The 20760-nt window shown below is 61.8% G+C and carries 20 protein-coding genes; 10 read left to right on the top strand and 10 right to left on the bottom strand.

Annotation, left to right across the window (positions count from 1 at the left end; translation table 11 throughout):
• Nucleotides 1–117 precede the first annotated feature (117 nt).
• Both Q7F16_RS27240 and Q7F16_RS27235 read left to right on the top strand, forming a co-directional pair.
• Nucleotides 118–831: an autoinducer binding domain-containing protein gene (locus tag Q7F16_RS27240; RefSeq protein WP_046065179.1), complete on the top strand. Its 714-nt coding sequence runs from the start codon at nucleotides 118–120 to the stop codon at nucleotides 829–831.
• 182 nt (nucleotides 832–1013) lie between these two features.
• The gene (locus tag Q7F16_RS27235) at nucleotides 1014–2153 is read left to right on the top strand and encodes a methyltransferase (protein WP_079302696.1); all 1140 of its coding nucleotides are present in this window, start codon (nucleotides 1014–1016) and stop codon (nucleotides 2151–2153) included.
• A 38-nt stretch (nucleotides 2154–2191) separates the two neighbouring features.
• Here the strand turns inward: Q7F16_RS27235 and Q7F16_RS27230 are convergent, their stop codons facing one another.
• Genes Q7F16_RS27230 through Q7F16_RS27220 form a run of 3 tightly spaced genes read right to left on the bottom strand, consistent with a single transcriptional unit; the run spans nucleotide 2192 to nucleotide 4815 of the window.
• A complete protein-coding gene (locus tag Q7F16_RS27230; protein WP_003205785.1) occupies nucleotides 2192–2356 on the bottom strand; it encodes a DUF2474 domain-containing protein in 165 nt (54 codons plus the stop codon).
• 11 nt (nucleotides 2357–2367) lie between these two features.
• Nucleotides 2368–3375 carry a cytochrome d ubiquinol oxidase subunit II gene (gene cydB / locus Q7F16_RS27225; RefSeq protein WP_079302697.1) on the bottom strand — a complete coding sequence of 336 codons (1008 nt, stop codon included), beginning with the start codon at nucleotides 3373–3375 and terminating at the stop codon, nucleotides 2368–2370.
• A gap of 3 nt (nucleotides 3376–3378) precedes the next feature.
• Entirely contained in the window at nucleotides 3379–4815 is a 1437-nt protein-coding gene (locus Q7F16_RS27220; RefSeq protein ID WP_079302698.1) for a cytochrome ubiquinol oxidase subunit I, read from the bottom strand.
• Nucleotides 4816–5297: 482 nt separating this feature from the next.
• On the opposite strand from Q7F16_RS27220, the gene Q7F16_RS27215 reads away from it, so the two are divergent.
• Nucleotides 5298–6536 (top strand): MFS transporter, encoded by a 1239-nt coding sequence (locus Q7F16_RS27215; RefSeq protein WP_409557250.1) that lies wholly within the window; start codon nucleotides 5298–5300, stop codon nucleotides 6534–6536.
• Here Q7F16_RS27215 and Q7F16_RS27210 read toward each other — a convergent pair.
• The 3 genes from Q7F16_RS27210 to Q7F16_RS27200 are packed head-to-tail and all read right to left on the bottom strand — an operon-like array spanning nucleotide 6533 to nucleotide 10256.
• Complete coding sequence (locus Q7F16_RS27210; protein WP_409557249.1) at nucleotides 6533–8734, bottom strand: xanthine dehydrogenase family protein molybdopterin-binding subunit; 2202 nt, start codon at nucleotides 8732–8734, stop codon at nucleotides 6533–6535. The two genes, Q7F16_RS27215 and Q7F16_RS27210, sit on opposite strands and share 4 nt — an antisense overlap.
• The gene (locus Q7F16_RS27205; RefSeq protein WP_046065183.1) at nucleotides 8734–9735 is read right to left on the bottom strand and encodes an FAD binding domain-containing protein; all 1002 of its coding nucleotides are present in this window, start codon (nucleotides 9733–9735) and stop codon (nucleotides 8734–8736) included. Before Q7F16_RS27205 ends, Q7F16_RS27210 begins: the two co-directional genes overlap by 1 nt.
• Complete coding sequence (locus Q7F16_RS27200) at nucleotides 9732–10256, bottom strand: (2Fe-2S)-binding protein (protein WP_409557248.1); 525 nt, start codon at nucleotides 10254–10256, stop codon at nucleotides 9732–9734. Before Q7F16_RS27200 ends, Q7F16_RS27205 begins: the two co-directional genes overlap by 4 nt.
• 192 nt (nucleotides 10257–10448) lie before the next feature.
• On the opposite strand from Q7F16_RS27200, the gene Q7F16_RS27195 reads away from it, so the two are divergent.
• Together Q7F16_RS27195 and Q7F16_RS27190 are read left to right on the top strand one after the other, a co-directional pair.
• On the top strand, nucleotides 10449–10727 hold the full coding sequence (locus tag Q7F16_RS27195) for a type II toxin-antitoxin system RelE/ParE family toxin (RefSeq protein ID WP_024618210.1): 279 nt from the start codon (nucleotides 10449–10451) through the stop codon (nucleotides 10725–10727).
• A 15-nt stretch (nucleotides 10728–10742) separates the two neighbouring features.
• A complete protein-coding gene (locus tag Q7F16_RS27190) occupies nucleotides 10743–11030 on the top strand; it encodes a HigA family addiction module antitoxin (protein ID WP_014340315.1) in 288 nt (95 codons plus the stop codon).
• Nucleotides 11031–11036: 6 nt separating this feature from the next.
• Here Q7F16_RS27190 and Q7F16_RS27185 read toward each other — a convergent pair whose 3' ends face one another.
• Together Q7F16_RS27185 and Q7F16_RS27180 are read right to left on the bottom strand one after the other, a co-directional pair.
• A complete protein-coding gene (locus Q7F16_RS27185) occupies nucleotides 11037–11603 on the bottom strand; it encodes a DJ-1 family glyoxalase III (RefSeq protein WP_014340316.1) in 567 nt (188 codons plus the stop codon).
• Between the two features lie 140 nt (nucleotides 11604–11743).
• On the bottom strand, nucleotides 11744–12199 hold the full coding sequence (locus Q7F16_RS27180) for a DUF4879 domain-containing protein (protein ID WP_014340317.1): 456 nt from the start codon (nucleotides 12197–12199) through the stop codon (nucleotides 11744–11746).
• Between the two features lie 204 nt (nucleotides 12200–12403).
• On the opposite strand from Q7F16_RS27180, the gene Q7F16_RS27175 reads away from it, so the two are divergent.
• From Q7F16_RS27175 to Q7F16_RS27160, 4 genes are all read left to right on the top strand, one after another.
• Nucleotides 12404–13699 carry an NCS2 family permease gene (locus tag Q7F16_RS27175; protein ID WP_046065185.1) on the top strand — a complete coding sequence of 432 codons (1296 nt, stop codon included), beginning with the start codon at nucleotides 12404–12406 and terminating at the stop codon, nucleotides 13697–13699.
• Nucleotides 13696–14775: a tRNA (uridine(54)-C5)-methyltransferase TrmA gene (gene trmA, locus Q7F16_RS27170; protein WP_046065186.1), complete on the top strand. Its 1080-nt coding sequence runs from the start codon at nucleotides 13696–13698 to the stop codon at nucleotides 14773–14775. The genes Q7F16_RS27175 and trmA overlap by 4 nt, the downstream gene beginning before the upstream one ends.
• Before the next feature lie 207 nt (nucleotides 14776–14982).
• Nucleotides 14983–15423, top strand: a complete 441-nt coding sequence (gene aroQ / locus Q7F16_RS27165; protein WP_139051204.1) for a type II 3-dehydroquinate dehydratase — start codon at nucleotides 14983–14985, stop codon at nucleotides 15421–15423.
• A gap of 5 nt (nucleotides 15424–15428) precedes the next feature.
• On the top strand, nucleotides 15429–16280 hold the full coding sequence (locus Q7F16_RS27160; RefSeq protein WP_409557247.1) for a shikimate dehydrogenase: 852 nt from the start codon (nucleotides 15429–15431) through the stop codon (nucleotides 16278–16280).
• A 119-nt stretch (nucleotides 16281–16399) separates the two neighbouring features.
• Here the strand turns inward: Q7F16_RS27160 and Q7F16_RS27155 are convergent, their stop codons facing one another.
• Both Q7F16_RS27155 and quiC read right to left on the bottom strand, forming a co-directional pair.
• Entirely contained in the window at nucleotides 16400–17077 is a 678-nt protein-coding gene (locus Q7F16_RS27155) for a TetR/AcrR family transcriptional regulator (RefSeq protein ID WP_409557246.1), read from the bottom strand.
• A gap of 103 nt (nucleotides 17078–17180) precedes the next feature.
• Nucleotides 17181–19082: a 3-dehydroshikimate dehydratase QuiC gene (gene quiC / locus Q7F16_RS27150; RefSeq protein WP_409557245.1), complete on the bottom strand. Its 1902-nt coding sequence runs from the start codon at nucleotides 19080–19082 to the stop codon at nucleotides 17181–17183.
• Nucleotides 19083–19347: 265 nt separating this feature from the next.
• On the opposite strand from quiC, the gene Q7F16_RS27145 reads away from it, so the two are divergent.
• Nucleotides 19348–20685: an MFS transporter gene (locus Q7F16_RS27145; RefSeq protein WP_046065190.1), complete on the top strand. Its 1338-nt coding sequence runs from the start codon at nucleotides 19348–19350 to the stop codon at nucleotides 20683–20685.
• Nucleotides 20686–20760 lie beyond the last annotated feature (75 nt).

Genomic DNA, 20760 nt, shown 5'->3' with positions numbered 1-20760 from the left:
ACACTTCCAAATGTAAGTAAACTAAAAAAAACTCACTACAAATTAAGAATAGTCCTACACTCAAATTCCGCATCATGGATTGGATCCGCATGGACGAATCAAACCCAGGAGAGAGCGATGGACAAGTGGAAGGACTTGTTATTGAGGAAGTTATCCTGCGAAAAGGACCTGCAGACGGCCTATCGTCTGGTCCTGAATTTCTTTAACAATCAGGGATTTGAATATTGCGCATTTGCAGCCTATCTCGGAAGCCCCGACAAGCACACCAGTAAGGTGAACCTGAATAACTACCCTTATGGATGGGACAGACTTTATGAACAAAATGGTTATGCGTCGAACGATCCGTTAGTAGCACATTGCAATCAATCACCACTCCCCATCTTGTGGGATGAGACTGTTTTTGCTCAAGCCCCCAAGTTATGGCGAGAACTTAATCGGCAGGGACTCAAGTACGGCTGGACCCAGGCCGTTCATGATGAGCGTGGGGCACAGTGCAGCCTGTTCAGCCTGGCACGGAGCCATTGCCCCATCGATATCGAGGAGCACTATGCAAATCTCGGCTACGCCATCTTCGCCAGTCAAAGGCTGCACGCACTCGCCAGCAAAAAACTGTCTGACGCCCTCGCAGTCCAGCCCAAATGCCACCTCTCACCCAGAGAGATCGAAGTGTTGAGGTGGTCTGCCGAAGGCAAGACGGCGTCGGAAGTGGGCAGGATTCTCTGTCTTTCCGAACGGACCGTGAATTTCCACGTGTGCAGTTGCATGCGAAAACTGAACGTCAGCAATAAGATTTCAGCGGTGGCAAAAGCCGCCCAGATCCATGTGATCTGAACAGTGGAGTAGCAGCGCCGGGCTGAAAAACCCGCGAGTAATGTGCAACAAAAAAACGTACCATTTACGGTCCCACTTGGATGATGCCGCTTCTTGCACGCGACGCAGTTCATTCAGGCGGTCCCGCACAGACACCTACCTCCAGGCAGCGGGACATTCGTTGATCTCCAGAGTCCCCAGCCATGCCCCTGCTCGACAGCCCCTTCGCCCAACTCGACCTGATCCGCCAACCCGAACAGCAGAACGAACCATTGCAAGCCTTCGATGCGGCCGACGAGTACCTGCTCGCGTACCTGGCCGAACAACAGCCGAGCGCGCAGACTCGGGTCCTGGTGCTCAATGACGGCTTCGGCGCGCTGGCGGCCAGCCTGGCCGGCAAAGTCGAAGTGACCAGCAGCGGTGATTCCTTCCTGGCATTGCAGGCGCTGGAGAAAAACCTGGTGCGCAACGGCCGGCCCTTCGATGCGGTGCCGACGCTGCCTGCCAGCGAGCCGTTGACCGGCCCGTTTGATCGCGTCCTGATCAAAGTACCGAAAACCCTGGCCCTGCTGGAGGAACAACTGATTCGCCTGCAAGGCCAACTGGCGCCAGGTGCCCAGGTGATTGCCGGGGCCATGATCAAGCACCTGCCCCGGGCCGCCGGTGATTTGCTGGAACGGTATGTCGGCCCGGTGCAGGCCTCCCTGGCGGTAAAAAAAGCGCGGCTGTTGATTGCCACTCCACAACCCGGCTCTCCACAAGACAGTGCGCCGATTGTATCGCCCTACCCCACGCGTTACTGGCTGGACGAGCCAAAGATCGAGCTGCTCAACCATGCCAATGTGTTCTGCCGCGAGGGTCTGGACATCGGCACCCGCGCGTTCCTGCCTCATCTGCCGAAAAACCTCGGGACGGCCCGGGTCGCGGACCTGGGGTGCGGCAACGGCGTGCTGGCCATCGCCAGCGCCCTGCAAAACCCCGAGGCCCACTACACCCTGGTGGACGAGTCGTATATGGCCGTGCAATCGGCAGCCGAGAATTGGCGTGCGGCCCTGGGCGAACGCGAAGTGACCCTGCGGGCCGGTGATGGCCTGGCCGGACAAGAGGCGCAGTCACTGGACGTGGTGCTGTGCAATCCGCCCTTCCACCAGCAGCAAGTGGTGGGCGATTTCCTCGCCTGGCGGATGTTTCAGCAGGCTCGCGAAGCGTTGGTGGTGGGCGGCGCGCTGTACATCGTCGGCAACCGGCACCTGGGTTACCACAGCAAACTGGCGCGGTTGTTCCGCGGTGTCGAGCAAGTGGCCGCCACGCCGAAATTCGTGATCCTCAAAGCCCGCAAATAAATCGTCTGTGGGAGCAAAAGCTTGCTCCCACAGAGACATCAGTGAGTGGTCAGGCCTGCGGCATTCATGAACATCCGCATCAGGCTGGCGACGATGAACAGCGCCAGCACACTGCCGGCCCAGATCAGCGCCAGCCAGCCGAGCCGCTGCCAGAGTGGCTTGCGTTCGGCGGCCTCGATGTCTTTCAAGTCAGGTTTGGCCATGCTCGACACCCTCAATGGTAACCATCGTCGTGGGTCACCTTGCCGCGGAACACGTAGTAGCTCCAGAAGGTGTAGACCAGGATCAACGGAATGATGAACAGCGTGCCGACCAGCATGAAGCCCTGGCTCTGGGGCGGTGACGAGGCGTCCCAGATCGAGATGGACGGCGGCACGATGTTCGGCCACAGGCTGATGCCCAAGCCGCTGTAGCCGAGGAAGATCAGCACCAGGGTCAGGATGAAGGGCGTGTAGTTGGCATTGCGCGCCACCGCGCGGAACAATCCATACATGGTCACCAGCACCAGGATCGGCACCGGCAGGAACCAGAACAGGTTCGGCAGGGTGAACCAGCGGGCGGCGATGTCCGCGTGGGCCAGCGGCGTCCAGATGCTGACAATACCGATCACCGCCAGCACCACGAACGCCAGCGGCCGGGCCAGGTCATGCATCTGCTCTTGCAACTTGCCCTCGGTCTTCATGATCAGCCAGGTGCAGCCGAGCAACGCGTAGGCCGCGATCAACGCCAGGCCACAGAACATCGTGAATGGCGTGAACCAGTCCAGGGAGCCGCCGGCGAACTGGCGATCGACCACCTCGAAGCCGTCGATGAACGCCCCCAACGCCACGCCCTGGAAGAAGGTGGCCGTCAGCGAACCGCCAATGAATGCCTTGTCCCAGAGGTGGCGCTTCTCAGCCTTGGCCTTGAAGCGGAACTCGAAGGCCACGCCGCGGAAGATCAAGCCGATGAGCATCAGGATCAACGGCAGGTACAGCGCCGAAAGCACCACTGAATAAGCCAGCGGAAATGCCCCGAACAGCCCGGCACCGCCGAGCACCAGCCAGGTTTCGTTACCGTCCCAGACCGGGGCGACAGTGTTCATCATCACGTCGCGGTCGCGCTCGCCCTTGACGAAGGGGAAGAGAATGCCGATCCCCAGGTCGAAGCCGTCCATGACCACGTACATCATGATGCCGAAGATGATGACCACGGCCCAGATCAGCGGAAGATCAATACCCATGATTCAATTCCCCTTGTTCGAGCGTTCGTTATGGTCCATGTCGTCGCCGTCATCGGCGGCCGACAATGGCCGGGCCGGCGTACGCTTCTGGCCCGGGCCACCGTCGCTCGGCTCGCTTTCGTGGGCCTCCGGCCCCTTGCGCACCAGACGCATCATGTAGCTCAGGCCAGCACCGAACAGTGCGAAATACACCACGACGAACAGCACCAGGGTAATGCTCATCTGGGCGAAGCTGTGGCCGGAGGACGCATCGGCCGTGCGCATCAAGCCATAGACCACCCAGGGCTGGCGGCCGATCTCCGTGGTAAACCAGCCAGCCAGGATCGCGATCAGCCCGGACGGCCCCATCCACAGCACCATGTAGAGGAACGGCCGGGACTGATAGATCCGATCGTTGCGGCGCAGCCACAGGCTGCACAGCCCGGTGAAAATCATCAGCAAGCCGAGGCCGACCATGATCCGGAACGACCAGAACACGATGGTCGAGTTCGGTCGGTCCTCAGGCGGGAACTCCTTGAGGGCCGGCACCTGCTTGTCCAGGCTGTGGGTCAGGATCAGGCTGCCCAGATAAGGAATTTCCACGGCGTATTTGGTTTTTTCCGCCTTCATGTCGGGCCAGCCGAACAGGATCAACGGGGTCGGTTCATTGCCGACGTTTTCCCAGTGGCCCTCGATGGCGGCGATTTTCGCCGGTTGATGCTTGAGGGTGTTCAGGCCATGGAAGTCGCCGATGACCGCCTGTATCGGCGCCACCAGCAACGCCATCCACATCGCCATCGACAGCATCCGGCGGATGGCTGGGTTGTCACGGCCGCGCAGCAAATGCCAGGCCGCCGACGAGCCGACGAAAAACGCCGTGGCGACAAACGCTGCGGTGGACATATGCAGCAATCGATAAGGGAACGAGGGGTTGAACACCACCGCCAGCCAGTCCACCGGGATCACCCGGCCGTCGATGATTTCGTAACCCTGAGGGGTTTGCATCCAGCTGTTGGAGGACAGGATCCAGAAGGTCGAGATCAGGGTGCCGATCGCCACCATGACCGTGGAAAAGAAATGCAGGCCGCGGCCGACGCGATTCCAGCCGAACAGCATCACACCCAGGAAACCCGCCTCGAGGAAAAACGCCGTGAGCACCTCGTAGGTCAGCAACGGCCCGGTCACCGCTCCGGCGAAGTCCGAGAAACGACTCCAGTTGGTCCCGAACTGATAGGCCATGACCAGCCCGGACACCACCCCCATGCCGAAGTTGACGGCAAATATCTTCGACCAGAAGTGGTACAGGTCGCGGTAGGTGTCATCGCGGGTCTTGAGCCACAAGCCTTCGAGTACCGCCAGGTAACTCGCCAGGCCAATGGTGATGGCCGGGAACAGGATGTGGAACGAGATGGTGAACGCGAACTGGATTCGGGCGAGATCGAGCGCCTCCAAACCGAACATAAGTCTTCCTCTGTCAGGTAAAACCGGCTGCGGGCGGGGCTTGCACCAGCCTCCAGGGATATGGAGTGCGATGCTTTTCAAATCGTTCTTTTTATAACCGTCACAACGCAGGACTCTGGCCGGATGGCCGCCAGTCCAATGCCCCGAAAGGTATTGACCTGGATCAAGCAATGTTCAAAGAGTAGCCGCATTCTCGTCGATGAACGGCGTGGTCGTTTGTCGCGTGACAGGTTGTCTCAGTGCTGACTGAGGCGAGGGGATATGTGGGAGCAAGGCTTGCCCGCGATGAAGGCGATGCGGTCTTTCAGAAATCGAGTCGCGTCCATCGCGGGCAAGCCTTGCTCCCACAGATAAATCCCCTCGCCACAAAAAACGGTGCGATGTGGAAGATCGATGCTTGGCTAACTATTTTTTCCGCCACCGCAACTTCCAGTTACAGCTCGGTGATAATCTCGATGCCTTCATCACCGGACCCGTCATAGATGCCCAGCCAAGCGCCGCTGCTGCTCCGTCACCACCGTCCCTTCATCGCCTTCTGGCTGGCCCGGATATTCACCGCCAGCGGTTTCCAGATGCTCACCGTGGCCATCGGCTGGAACCTCTATCAACTGACCGGCAACGTCCTGGACCTGGGCCTGGTGGGGTTGGTGGAATTTGCCCCGCGCGTGCTGTTCATGCTCCACACCGGACATGTGGCCGACCGCTATGACCGGCGCAAGGTGGCGGCCCTCTGCCAGTCATTGCAGGCGATGATTGCCCTGGCGCTGGTGATCGGCAGCGCCACTGACAACGTCACGCGGGAGATGATCTTCATCCTCGCCTTCCTGCTGGGCGCCGCCCGCTCCTTCGAAATGCCGACCACCCAGGCGCTGCTGCCGAGCATCGTGCCGGCTGCGCTATTTCCCCGTGCCGTGGCCGCCGCGCAATCGGCCCAGCAGTCGGCCACCATCGTCGCCCCGGCGCTCGGCGGCTTGCTCTACGCCTTTGGCAGTGTCTGGGTCTACGGGCCGACGGTGCTGCTTTACCTCATCGCCTGCGGCCTGATGCTCAACCTGCCCGCCCGGCAGACGCCGCTGAACAAAGGCAAGGCAACCCTGGATTCGTTGCTCGCCGGGATTCGCTTCATTCGCAGTCGCCCGGACATTCTCGGGGCGATCTCCCTGGATCTGTTCGCGGTATTGCTCGGCGGCGCGACGGCGCTGCTGCCGGTGTTCGCCAAGGACATCCTGCTCACCGGCCCCTGGGGCCTGGGCCTGTTGCGCTCGGCACCGGCGGTCGGGGCCTTGCTGATGTCGCTGTGGCTGGCGCGGTTTGCCGTGGAGCGCAAGGTCGGCCGGGTGATGTTCACGGCGGTGGGCGTATTCGGCGTCGCCACCATTGCATTCGGCCTCTCCACCTCGTTCTGGTTTTCCCTGGCGGTGCTGGTGGTGCTGGGCGCGGCGGACATGATCAGCATGGTGATCCGTGCCTCCTTCGTACAACTGGAAACACCGGATGAAATGCGCGGCCGGGTCAGCGCGGTGAACGGGCTGTTCATCGGCGCCTCGAACCAGTTGGGCGAGTTCGAGTCCGGCCTCACCGCCCACTGGTTCGGCACCGTGCCGGCGGTGGTCATGGGCGGCGTCGGCACGCTGCTGGTCACCGGAACCTGGATCAAACTGTTCCCGACCCTGGCCAACCGTGACCGGATGCACGAACCGGTGGATGAAGCAAAAGCCTAGAGCAGCTTGTCGAGGGTGATGGGGAAATCCCGCACCCGCTTGCCGGTGGCATGGTAAATCGCATTGGCCACCGCCGCCGCCACTCCGACGATACCGATTTCACCCACGCCCTTGGACCCGAGCGCATTGACGATCTCGTCCTGTTCCTCAACGAAAATCACCTCAATGTCGCTGATGTCGGCGTTAACCGGCAGGTGATACTCGGCCAGGTTGTGGTTCATGTGGCGACCCAGGGCGTGGTCCGTCAGGGTTTCTTCGTGCAAGGCCATGCCGACGCCCCACACCACGCCACCGAGAATCTGGCTGCGGGCGGTTTTCGGGTTGACGACCCGGCCGGCGGCGATGGCGCTGACCACGCGATTGACCTTCACCGTCCCCAGGTCTTCATCCACTCGCACTTCGACGAACACCGCCGAATGAGTGGCCGTGGCGTAGGCCTGGCGTTTTGCATCCGGCTCGGCAGTGACCTGGGCCTGCAATGGTGTCTCACCGCTTTTCTGCGCCAGCTCCGCGAGTGCAACGCTCGCTTCGCCCAGTCGCAGCTGACCATCGACAAACGTCACTTGCTCAAGGGTCGCGCCACTGAAGGCCGGACACGCCTGACGGGCCACGGCCAGGAGTTTTCCCTTCAGTGCTTCACAGGCCTGCTGTACGGCGGTGCCTACCGACGATACGGTGAACGAGCCGCCCTGCAGCGGCGCGGTGGGCAGCGATGAATCCCCCAGGACAAACGTGACGTTCTCAAGGCAAACGCCTGACGCCTCGGCGGCGATCTGGGTCATGACCGTGTAGGTTCCGGTGCCGATGTCAGTGGTGGCGCTGCTGACGGTCAGCTTGCCATTGGTGTCCAGCGACGCCCGGGCGCTGGCCTTCTGCTGCATGGCCTCCCACACGCCGCCGGCCATGCCCCAACCCACCAGTTGCCGGCCTTCACGCATGCTGCGCGGTTCCGGGTTGCGCTTGTCCCAGCCGAAACGACGGGCACCTTGGGCATAGCACTCACGCAGTTCCTTGCTGGAGTACGGCTTGCCTTCGTTCTCGTTGCGTTCGGCGTAGTTGATCAACCGCAATTGGACCGGATCGATCGCCAGGGCACAGGCCAGTTCATCCATGGCGCATTCCAGGCCAATCAAGCCGAGGGCGGCACCGGGAGCGCGCATGTCCAGGGGCGTGTAGACGTCCAGCGGCACCAGTTTGTAAGTCAACTCGACGTTGTCGCAGTGATAGAGCATGCCGCTCCACTCCACCACGTGCTCGGTGAAGTCCTCGAAGCGCGAGGTCTGGCCGACGGCGGTGTGCGCCACGGCCAGCAAGCGACCGTTGGCCGCTGCCCCCAACTGCACGCGCTGGAGGGTTCGCGGCCGATAGCCAAAGGTAAACATCTGCTGGCGCGTCAGGCTGACCCGCACGGAACGCTTGAGGGCCAGTGCCGCCATCACGGCCAACGGCAATTGATATTGCGGGCGCAGCCCGGAACCGAAGGCGCCGCCGACAAACGCGGCAAACACTCGCACTTGCTCTTTCTCGAGCCCGAAGACTTTTTGCACATAGGCCTGGCCGTTTTGCGTGCCTTGGGTCTTGTCGTGGATGTGCAGGCTGCCATCAGGCTGATACAGCACGGTGGAGGCATGTGGCTCCATGGGGTTGTGGTGCTCAATCGGCGTGCTGTAGGACACATCCACACTGAGCGCGGCGCTGGCGTACTCGCCCTGAAAATTCCCACGAGGCTTGGGTAATTCGGCCGGTGCTGGATGGGCGTCGTTTTGCAGGGTTATCAGATCGGTCTGATGCTCCTCGGTCGCGTATTCGATGTCTATCAGCGAACCGGCATACCGGGCCAACTCAAGATTTTCCGCCACCACCAGGGCCAGGGGCTGGCCGCTGTAAATCACCTGGTCGTTGTACAGCGGCCGGAACGGCGAGCCGTCCGCCGCATCGGCATCCTGGTAGGGCTCGTCGTAGCTGGCGATCCTCGGCCGGTTGGTGTGGTCGATGACCGCGACCACGCCGGGCAGTGCCAGGGCTCGGGACGCATCGATGCGCAATACGCGACCACGGGCGACCGTACCGGAGACGACGCTGCCGTGCAGCAAACCGTCCTCGGGGTATTCGCCGGCATAACGGGCCTGGCCCGTCACCTTGAGCAGGCCATCGACCCGGTCGAGTGGCTGCCCTATGGATTTGCTCGGAGCGTTCATCAAGCGTGTCCTCCCTGCGCTGCGCCACCCAACGCGGCATCGCTCAAGGCGCGGACAATTGCCCGGCGCGCCAAGCGGATCTTGAAGCCGTTGTGCACCAACGGCTCGGCGTGCTGCAGCAGTGCATCGGCGGCGGCGGTGAAGGTTTCGCGGCTGACGGTCTGTCCGACCAGCCAGCTCTCCACGGCCCGGTCGCGCCACGGTTTATGCGCCACGCCACCGAGGGCCAGGCGCGCCTGGCGAATCACCGGCCCATCCAGTTCCAGCGCCGCCGCCACCGAGACCAGCGCAAACGCGTAGGAGGCGCGGTCACGGATCTTCAGGTAGTGGCTATGCTCGGCAAAACCGGCGGCAGGCAACTCGATGGCGGTGATCAGCTCATCGTCGGCCAGTTGATTATCGCGCTCCGGGGCGTCGCCGGGCAGGCGATGGAAATCGGCGAACTCGATGGTCCGCGCCCCGCCCCGACCCAGGACATGGACCACAGCCTCCAGAGCGGCCAAGGCCACGCACATGTCGGAGGGATGGGTGGCGACACATTGATCGCTGGCACCGAAAATCGCGTGGATCCGGTTCAAACCGTCCCGGGCCGGGCAACCGCTGCCGGGCTTGCGTTTGTTGCACGCTACGCTCGCGTCATAGAAGTAATAGCAGCGGGTGCGTTGCAGCAGGTTGCCACCGGTGCTGGCCATGTTGCGCAGTTGCGGCGAGGCGCCCGCCAGGATGGCCTGGGCCAGCAGCGGATAGCGGCGCTCGATCCACGGGTGCCAGGCCAGGTCGGCATTGCTCACCAAGGCCCCGATCATCACCCCGCCGGACGGCGTTTCACTGAGGTCCGCCAGAGGCAGGCCGGTAATGTCGATCAGGTGCTCGGGGCGGGTCAGGTTCTCTTTCATCAGGTCCAGCAGGTTGGTGCCACCGGCGATGAAGCGGGAAACCGGGCTCGACAAATCGACGGCCGCCTGCACGGTGTCGGGCTTGCTGTACTGGAAGGGATTCATTGATCACCTCCCGGTTGCCGGCAGAGCGGCAACGCCTCTTCGATGGCATCGCAAATATGGGTATAGGCCCCGCAGCGGCACAGGTTGCCGCTCATCAGTTCACTGATTTGCGCGCGGGTCTGCGCCCTGCCCTCATTGGCCAGCCCCACCGCTGAACAGATCTGCCCCGGCGTGCAGTAACCGCACTGGAACGCGTCATGGGTGATGAATGCCTGCTGCATGGGATGCAATGCCTCATCACCAGCCAGGCCTTCGATGGTGGTCAATTCGGCGCCGTCGCACATCACCGCCAAGGTCAGGCAGGCATTGATCCGCTTGCCATCGCGCAGCACCGTACAGGCGCCGCACTGGCCGTGGTCGCAGCCTTTTTTGCTGCCCACCAGGTCCAGTTGCTCACGCAGCAGGTCCAGCAACGTGGTCCAGGCCAGCACTTGCAACTCACGCACCTGGCCATTGAGTGTCAGGCGGATCGGATGATGGACGAAGGACGCCGACGTCGCTTCGGACTGGGTCGCGCTCATGGAACACCTCACGGTTGGTCGTACTCGCGGCGTTTTGGGAAACCGCCGTCATAAGGGGTACGACTTCAGGGTGAGGCGAAGCGTTCAAGGCAATTTGCGATGCTGTGGCGATGCAAGAAGCACGGTTTTAAAGAGGCTGTGCGGTATATATGTACCGCAGTGAGTGTAATGTATCGCCTTACACTCCATTCCATGATTAAATCTTTCCAGCACAAAGGCCTCAGGCTCTTTTATGAGACGGGGTCGACCCGTGGTATCCGGGCGGACCACGGAAAACGCCTGGCCCGTATGCTCCAGTTCATGGACAGGGCGCAGGTCGCCAACGACTTGGATATTCCCGGATGGCGATTGCATCCGCTCAAAGGTGAGCTGGATGGATACTGGTCGCTGGGGGTTTCGGGAAACTGGCGGGTTATTTTTCGTTTCATCGGGTCCGATATCGAACTGGTCGATTATCTGGACTATCACTGATCAGGAGGCTGGAACATGCCCATGCACAATCCGCCACACCCTGGCGAAACCTTGCGGTTGGACGTGCTGCCCGAACTGGGCATCACCGTCACCGAACTGGCACGACACCTGGGTTTCGCCCGGCCTCATCTTTCCCGGGTCTTGCATGGTCATGCGCCCATCAGCCCCGACCTGGCCGTGCGCCTGGAGCGTGCCGGGATCGGCAAGGCCAGGGTCTGGCTGGGCGTCCAGACCGACTACGATTTGTGGCAAGCCGAGCGGCGCGTGCAGCCTGTGATTGAACCTTTCCCACAACACGCTTGATGTCTGTCAGGCCAGCAACTCCGCCGCCACCACGCTCCTCACGCCCTTGCCACTGAGTTGTTCCACCAGCGTCAAGGCAAACGCCAGGGCGGCGGCCGACCCCTGGGCCGTGATGCAGTTGCCATCCACCACCACGGGTTGATCGACAAAACTGCACCCGGACAACTGCTGGCTGACGGCGGGCAGGCAGGTCATGCGCCGTTGGCGCAGGACACCGAATGCCTGTAGTGCCAGGGCCGGGGCTTCGGCGATGGCGGCGAAAAACCGTCCGGTGGCGGCCTGGCCCTTGATCAGTTGTTGCAGCGGCTGATGGGCCGCCAGGTGTTGGGCGCCGATGATGCCGCCCGGCAGGACGACCAGGTCGAAGTCCTGCACGAGCACGTCCACCAGCATGCCATCGGCCGTCAGGCGCGTGCCGCGGGCGCAGGTGAGCATCCGTCGCCCTTCAATGCTCGCCACCACGGTTTCGATCTGCGCTCGACGCAGCACATCGATCAGGGTGACCGTCTGCAAGTCGTCGACACCCTCGGCGACGACTATCAGGGCTCGGGGGATCTTGGTTCCTGGAATCATGGGCGCTCTCTCCACTGGCTGATACCTGTAGTGTAGGAGCTGCCGAAGGCTGCGATCTTTTGATAGGCGCTTGAGATTCAAGCGTCAGAGGGGAAGATCGCAGCCTCGCTTCGCTCGACAGCGCCTACAGGGGACAGCGGTTATTTGATGTACAACTGGGTCGACATCCGGTTGCCCGGTGCGTTGATCGACTGGTTGCTGAAGCTGAAGGTGCCCTCTTGCTTGCCCTTCAGGTCGAAGATGTACAGATAGCCGACGACCTTGGTCCGCACGGAGCAGTCATTGAGATTGCCATTACTGTACGCACACACGGGCGAGCGGGTGCCGTCGACTTCAAAGCCGTCCAGGGCGGCACGGGGCTGGCGGCCATAACCGACCTCCAACACGTAGACCTTGATATTCGGGCCGCTGTGATCGCAACGCGTCTGCGCCTGCCCCGGGACGATGCCCTCGAAGCCACAGGCCGGCGACTCGACCTTGAGCACCTTGACCTCGCTCAAGGGCGGTGCGGACGCGGCATTGGCGGCCTGGCCGGACAACCACCAGCCCAGCATGCAACCCACCGCCGCCAGCAGCTTTTTATTCATGCAATACATAGAGACCTCCCGGAACCGCGAGCAGTATGGCCCACTTGGCGCGTTGGCAAAACATCGACGACGATCGCAGCCACAACGCTACGCTGCTGGTATGATGCGCGGCTTTTTCCGACCCACAGAAAATTCCCGGGCGCCGCTGGCGACCTGTGCTTTGCTGTTGAGGTCGATACATTCACGGCGCCGGGCGCGCCACGGGGAGCAGACATGCTGGAAAGGCTGTTTCAACTCAAGGCACACAACACCAACGTGCGGACCGAGATCCTGGCGGGCGTCACAACGTTCCTGGCCATGGCCTACATTCTGTTCGTCAACCCGAGCATCCTCGGCGAAACCGGCATGGACAAGGGCGCGGTGTTCGTCGCCACCTGCCTGGCAGCGGCCATTGGCTCCACGGTCATGGGCCTGATCGCCAACTACCCGATCGCCCTCGCACCGGGCATGGGCCTGAATGCCTTCTTTACCTACACCGTGGTCCTGCACATGGGCCACACCTGGCAAGTGGCGCTGGGCGCAGTGTTCATCTCCGCCGTACTGTTCTTCATGTTGTCGATCTTTCGTATCCGCGAATGGATCATCAACAGCATCCCGCTGCCGCTGCGCTCGGCGATTGCCGCCGGTATCGGCCTGTTCCTGGCGCTGATCGCCCTGAATAACGCCGGCATCGTGGTGAAAAACCCGGCGACCATGGTCGGCCTCGGCGACTTGAAACAACCGGCGCCGATCCTCGCGACCCTCGGCTTTGTCCTGATCGTCGCCCTGGAAGCCTTGAAAGTACGCGGCGCGGTGCTGATCGGCATCCTGGCGGTCACCCTCGTTTCGATCCTGATGGGCTTCACGCCATTCGGCGGCGTGATGTCCATGCCGCCGTCCCTGGCCCCGACCTTCCTGCAACTGGATATCAAGGGCGCCCTGGACATCGGCCTGGTGAGCGTGATCTTCGCCTTCCTGTTCGTCGACCTGTTCGACAACTCCGGCACCCTGATCGGCGTCGCCAAGCGCGCCGGGCTGATGGGCAAGGACGGCCACATGCCAAAGATGGGCCGTGCGCTGATCGCCGACAGCACCGCTGCCATGGCCGGTTCGCTGCTGGGCACCTCCACCACCACCAGCTACATCGAATCGGCAGCGGGCGTCAGCGCCGGCGGCCGCACCGGCCTGACCGCCATCGTGGTGGCGTTCCTGTTCCTGCTGGCGCTGTTCTTCTCGCCATTGGCCGCCAGCGTCCCGCCTTTCGCCACCGCCCCAGCCCTGCTGTTCGTCGCTGTGCTGATGACCTCCGGCCTGGCGGAGATCGACTGGGACGACATCACCGTCGCCGCGCCAGTGGTGGTGACCGCCCTGGCAATGCCGTTCACCTATTCCATCGCCAACGGCATCGCTTTCGGTTTCATCGCCTGGACCGCCATCAAACTGGTGTCTGGCCGTGGCCGTGAGCTGAACCCGGCGCTGGTCATTCTGTCGATCCTGTTCGTGATCAAGTTGGGTTGGTTCAACGCATGACTTTTGATTCCCAAGCCTACGCCGCTCAGCTCCAGGACAAGGTCACCCGCTTGCGTGACCTGCTGGCGCCGTTCGATGCACCAGAACCTGCGGTGTTCGACTCGCCCCTGGAGCACTTCCGCCTGCGCGCCGAGTTCCGTCTCTGGCGCGAGGCCGGCGAACGGCACTACGCAATGTTCTCCCAGGACGACAAGCGCACCCCGATCCTCATTGAGGAGTTTCCCATTGCCAGCCTGCGCATCAACCAGTTGATGCCGCAACTCAAGGCCGCCTGGCAAGCCAGCGCGCCCCTGAGCCACAAGCTGTTCCAGGTGGAGTTCCTGACCACCCTGGCGGGCGATGCAATGATCACCCTGTGTTATCACCGCCCGCTGGACGAACACTGGCACGCTGCCGCCTCGAAACTGGCGGCTGACCTGGGCGTGAGCATCATTGGCCGCTCCAAGGGCAAACGCGAAGTGATCGGCCATGACTACGTGGTGGAGAAGCTCGAAGTGGGCGCTCGCACCTTCAGCTATCGCCAGCCTGAAGGCGCCTTCACCCAGCCCAACGGCACGGTGAACCAGAAGATGCTCAACTGGGCTTATGACGCGCTGGGCGATCGCAGCGACGATCTGCTGGAGTTGTACTGCGGCAACGGCAACTTCACCTTGCCCCTGGCCACCCGCGTGCGCAAAGTGCTGGCCACCGAAATCAGCAAGACCTCGGTGAACGCCGCGCTGAGCAACCTCAGCGAAAACGCGGTGGATAACGTCACGCTGGTGCGCCTGTCCGCCGAAGAGCTGACCGAAGCCCTGAACGAAGTCCGGCCGTTCCGTCGCTTGCATGGCATCGACCTGAAAAGCTACGAATTCGGCAGCGTCTTCGTCGACCCGCCTCGCGCCGGCATGGACCCGGACACCTGCGAGCTGACCCGACGTTTTGACAACATCCTGTACATCTCCTGCAACCCGGACACCCTCGCCGCGAATATCGCACAACTGAACGACACCCACCGCATCACGCGCTGTGCGTTGTTCGATCAATTTCCCTGGACCCATCACATGGAGTCCGGGGTGTTGTTGACTCGGCGTTAAGCAGAGCCCTCTGTGGCTAGGGAACAAGCTCCCTAGCCACAATTCCCTCCTGCAAATCTCACCATAGCTAAAAGGTCATGTTCGATCATCGAACACTTATTGCCCGATGACCGCTGCTTTATTTGACCAAATTAACCATCTAGTACAATTTATCTCCACCGGCTGAAACCCCGCCGACACCAACAATAAAAATGTGGAGAAATTGCGATGCCTCCGATCGTTCTGGTGCTCAACGGCCCGAACCTGAACCTGCTCGGCACCCGCGAGCCGGCGACCTATGGCCATGAAACCCTGGCTGACATCTCGGCACTGTGCGGCCGCGCCGCTGAAGAACTCGGCCTGGCGGTGGAGTTTCGCCAGACCAACCAGGAAGGCGAATTGCTGGACTGGGTTCACGGCGCCCGTGGCCGCTGCGCCGGTATCGTCATCAACCCGGCAGCCTGGACCCACACCTCCGTGGCGATCCGCGATGCCTTGGTGGCCAGCGAAGTACCGGTCATCGAAGTCCACCTGTCCAACGTCCACGCCCGTGAAACCTTCCGTCATCACTCCTTCGTCTCATCCGTCGCCATTGGCGTGATGTGCGGGTTTGGCAGCCATGGTTATCGCCTGGCCCTTGAACATTTCAGTCAGCGGTTGAAGGGTTGATGAGCATGTCGAATATCACTGTGCTGGCCGGTCTGATCGGCGCGGGCATCCAGGCCTCTCGCACGCCGGCGATGCATGAGCATGAGGGCGATGCCCAAGGCATGCGTTACCTCTATCGGCTGATCGACCTTGATGCGCTGAAACTCGACAGCGGCGCCCTGGCCGATCTACTGGTGGCCGCCGAGCGCATGGACTTCACCGGCCTGAACATCACCTTCCCCTGCAAGCAGGCGATCATCCCGCTACTCGATGAGTTGTCACCCGAGGCCCGCGGTATCGGCGCGGTCAATACCGTGGTGCTCAAGGACGGCAAGCGCATCGGCCACAACACCGACTGCCTGGGGTTCGCCGAAGGTTTTCGTCGCGGCCTAGGGGATGTGGCGCGCAAGCGTGTGGTCCAGATGGGCGCCGGTGGCGCCGGCGCGGCGGTAGCCCATGCGCTGTTGATGGAGGGCGTAGAAACCCTGAGCATTTTTGACGTCGACGCCAGCCGTGCCGAGGCACTGGCCAACAACTTGAATCAACACTTCGGCGCTGGCCGCGCCCGCACCGGGCATGACCTGCCCACCGCCATGGCCGAGGCCGACGGCCTGGTGAACACCACGCCCATGGGCATGGCAAAACTACCGGGCATGCCGGTGCCGGTCGAGCTGTTGCGCGGCACGTTGTGGGTCGCGGAAATCGTCTACTTCCCGCTGGAAACCGAACTGCTGCGCAACGCCCGCGCGGTCGGCTGCCGCACCCTGGATGGCGGCAACATGGCCGTGTTCCAAGCGGTGAAGGCGTTCGAACTGTTCAGCGGCGTGGCGCCAGATGCGCAGCGGATGCTGGCGCATTTCCAAAGCATGAACCACTAAAGCCTGGTGATAAGCCCTTGTGGGAGCGAGCTTGCTCGCGATGGCGGTGTGTCAGTCGCAATCGATGCTGGCTGATCGACCGCTATCGCGAGCAAGCTCGCTCCCACAAGGGGTCGAGGTCAGACTTGCAGATAGCGCAACACCGACTCACAGACCATCTCACGATGCCGCTGCTTGATAGCTTCATCCGACAGGTCGATCTGAAAGATCTCACCGAATGTCTGGCGATTGGACACCCGGTAAAAACAGAACGAACTGATCAGCAGATGCACATCCAGCGGCTCGAGGCCAGCACGGAACACGCCCTCTTCAGCGCCGCGCCGCAGGATCACTCCCAGGGAATCGAGGATGGTATTGGTCATCACCTTGATCGCGCCTGACTGCTTCACGTACTCGGCGTTGTGGATGTTCTCGATGCAGACGATGCGCACGAAATCCACGTTGCGATCGTGGTGGTCGAAGGTGAACTCCACCAGGCGCCGGATCGCATCGACCGGGGTCAGTTCCGCCAGGTGCAGGCGGCTCTCGGTGGTGCGGATATCCCCATAGAGTTTTTCCAGCACCTCGACGTACAACTGCTCCTTGCTGCCGAAGTAGTAGTAGATCATGCGCTTGGAGGTGTGGATGCGCTCGGCGATGGCGTCGACCCGGGCGCCAGCCAGGCCTTGCTGGACGAACTCGACGATGGCTTCCTGAAGAATGTTTTCCCGGGTCTTCTCCGGGTTGTTCTTGCGACTCTTGCGCGGCGCGACGACGGGTTCGTCGAGCGCTGCGGGAAGCTCTGGATTCATAGTCATTGCGGGGCTCACGGCCATCACTGCACAGGCTGGCGATTATGGGCCGCACCGTGCACTGAAGGAAGCCACGACACAGCCCATTACCGCCACGTTTACGATTTCCCTACAACTTGGCGTGTCGCAAACCACCGCTGCGGGACTTGGCCATGGCCGCCAGACGCACCGCGACATTGGCGGCGCCATAACCGGCGTAACCGTTCTTGCGCTGGATGATCTCGAAGAAAAACCGCCCTTCGAACGGCTCGGTGTAGACGTGGAACAGCTCGCCACCCTGGGCGTCACGGTCGTACAACACGTTGAAGTAGGCCAGTTCGCTGAGGAACTCGTCGTCGAAATCGAAACGCGCCGCCAGGTCGTCGTAGTAATTGAGCGGGATGTCCAGCAACGGTACGCCTGCCTCCTTGGCACGACTGACCTGGGCGAAGATGTCATCGCAGTCGAAGGCGATGTGATGCACGCCGGAGCCGCGATAACTCGACAGCGCGTGTGAGATCGCGGTGTTGCGGTTCTCGGAAATGTTCAGCGGCAAGCGGATCGAACTGCAGCGGCTGCGCAGGGCACGGCTTTTTACCAGGCCGTAGGGGTCGGGCAAGACCACTTCGTCGTCGGCTTCGAAATCCAAAAGGCTCTTATAGAACAGCACCCAACTGTCGAGGCTGTCGGCCGGTAGCGCCATCGCCATGTGGTCGATGCGCTTGAGCCCGGCCCCAATGACCGCACCCGGCTGCAGGTTGAAATCGGTGCCATAGACATCGGCCTGCTGGTCCACCAGGTAAATCAGGCTACCGTCCGGTGCGCGCACCGCCGCCAGCTCCAGTTCATTGGGCCCCACCAACCCACGATAGGGCTGGCCTTTGTAGGCAACGGCCCGCTCCAGGGCGCTGGCACTGTTTTTCACGCGCACGGCGGTGGCGCACAACGACGGTCCGTGGGCTTCGAAAAAACTGTGGGCGAACGAGTACGGTTCGCTGTTGAGGATCAGGTTGATATCGCCCTGGCGCAGCAAGCTCACATTCTTCGAGCGATGCTGGCCAGCCTTGACGAACCCCAGCCGTTCCAGCCAATGGGACAGCTTGGCGCCGAGGTTATCGTCCACGGCGAACTCGAGGAATTCGATGCCGTCATATTCGCTGGCCGGCGGCGTGGCGAACAGGATGTCGGCATTGCGCATGGAGGGCGCTTCTTCAGCCAGGCGCTGGCGGGTCTTTTCTTCCAGGTACAGCAGCGAACGCAGGCCGTCGGCGGCATTAGCCCGTGGCGGCGCGGCGCGGAAACCGTCGTTGAAGATTTCCAGCGACAGCGGCCCGGTATAGCCACTCTTGATGATCGGCGCCAGGAAACCCGGCAAGTCGAACTCACCCTGCCCCGGGAAACAACGGAAATGCCGGCTCCATTCCAGGACGTCCATGGCCAGGATCGGCGCGTCGGCCATTTGCACGAAGAAGATCTTGTCGCCGGGAATCTCGGCGATCGCGCTCGGGTCGCCCTTGAGGGACAAGGTATGAAAGCTGTCGAGCAACACGCCGAGGCTGGGGTGATCGGCCTGGCGCACGATATTCCAGACCTGTTGATAAGTATTCACGTGGCGGCCCCAGGCCAGCGCCTCGTAACCGATACGCAAACCGCGCGCACCGGCCCGTTCGGCCAGCAGGCGCAGGTCCTCGATCAGGATCTGTTCATCGCCGACGCTGTCGGCGGAGGCGTTGCTGCACACCAGCACCAGGTCGGTGCCCAGTTCCTGCATCAGATCGAACTTGCGCTCGGCCCGCTCCAGGTTGCGCGACAGGCGATCGCGGCGGCAGCCTTCGAAGTCGCGAAACGGTTGGAATAACGTGATGGCGATGCCCAGGTCGGCGCACATCTGCCTGATTTCCCGAGGGCTGCCATCGTAATAGAGAAGGTCGTTCTCGAAAATTTCCACCCCGTCAAAACCGGCGGCGGCAATGGCTTCGAGTTTTTCTGGCAAGGTACCGCTCAAGGACACGGTGGCAATGGAACGCTGCATGACTTCGGCTCCCGGGACAGACATCGGCTACAAAGGTGCGCCGCTTTTAAAAGAGTGAGCCGATTATTGAGCTGCCAGTTTCTTTCAGCAATTTAATATGTACCATCCGGTTAGTTTTTTGGGCGATTATCGAACAAAATGCCCATAGCTGAATTGACGATTTTTTGCTCACTGCGCACCATCGCTCCCACATTGATGCCGGCCCTGCCGACCTCGATGGACAGACCCAGACCAACCATAAGAATTTCAAAAACGGGTACACGTTATGATTCCTTCCCAAAGTTCCCGCCTGGCCCCCGCCCTGGGAGTCTCCACCGGCAGCATCGGTGACAAGATCCGCGGCGCCATGGCCGTGGGCAAGACCCGTTGGGGCATGCTCGCCCTGGTGTTTTTCGCCACGACCCTGAACTACATCGACCGCGCCGCCCTGGGCGTCATGCAGCCGATCCTGGCCAAGGAAATGAACTGGACGGCGATGGATTACGCCAACATCAACTTCTGGTTCCAGGTCGGTTATGCCGTCGGCTTCGTGTTGCAAGGGCGGCTGATCGACCGGATCGGCGTCAAGCGCGTGTTCTTCTGCGCCGTGCTGCTCTGGAGCCTGGCGACCGGCGCCCACGGCCTGGCCACCTCGGCGGTGGGCTTCATGGTCTGCCGCTTCATCCTCGGCCTCACCGAAGCCGCCAACTACCCGGCCTGCGTGAAGACCACACGGCTGTGGTTCCCGGCGGGCGAACGGGCCGTGGCCACCGGTATCTTCAACGCCGGGACCAACGTCGGCGCGATGTTCACCCCGATGCTGCTGCCGCTGGTCCTGCACGTGTGGGGCTGGCAGGCTGCGTTCCTGTGCATGGCCGCCCTCGGCGGGATCTGGCTGCTGTTCTGGGGCCTGAAATACTTCAACCCCGAAGACCATCCCACCGTCAAACAGTCGGAACTGGACTACATCCAGGCCCAGGACGAACCGGACCAGGTCCGCGTGCCGTTCTCACGCATCCTGCGCATGCGCGGCACCTGGGCGTTCGCCCTGGCCTACTCGATCACCGCCCCGGTGTTCTGGTTCTACCTCTATTGGTTGCCGCCGTTCCTGAACCAGCAGTACAACCTGGGCATCAACGTGACCCAGATGGGCATCCCGCTGATCATCATCTACCTCACCGCCGACTTCGGCAGCGTGGGCGGCGGCATCCTGTCTTCGTTCCTGATCGGCCGTGGCCTCAATCCGATCAAGGCGCGACTGGTGTCCATGCTGCTGTTCGCCTGCTGCATCATCGGTGTGATCATGGCCGCGGGTTCCAGCAGCCTGTGGATGGCGGTGTTCGCCATTTCCCTGGCCATCGGCGCGCACCAGGCCTGGACCGCCAACATCTGGAGCCTGGTCATGGACTACACGCCCAAGCACATGATGAGCACGGTGTTCGGCTTCGGCGGCATGTGCGCGGCCATCGGCGGGATGTTCATGACTCAACTGGTGGGCCACATCCTCACGATCACCAACAACAACTACACCGTGCTGTTCACCCTGATCCCGGCGATGTACTTCATTGCCCTGACCTGGCTGTATTTCATGGCACCGCGCAAGGTGCCTACGCTGGAAAACTGACTGCCCACACGCTAACGGACAGCGATTCACCTGTGGCGAGGGAGCTTGCTCCCGCTCGATTGCGCAGCAATCGCT

The organism is Pseudomonas sp. Lb2C2 (assembly GCF_052112205.1).
GTDB classification, from domain to species: Bacteria; Pseudomonadota; Gammaproteobacteria; order Pseudomonadales; family Pseudomonadaceae; genus Aquipseudomonas; species Aquipseudomonas kilonensis.
This window is presented reverse-complemented; position numbering and strand designations above follow the sequence as displayed.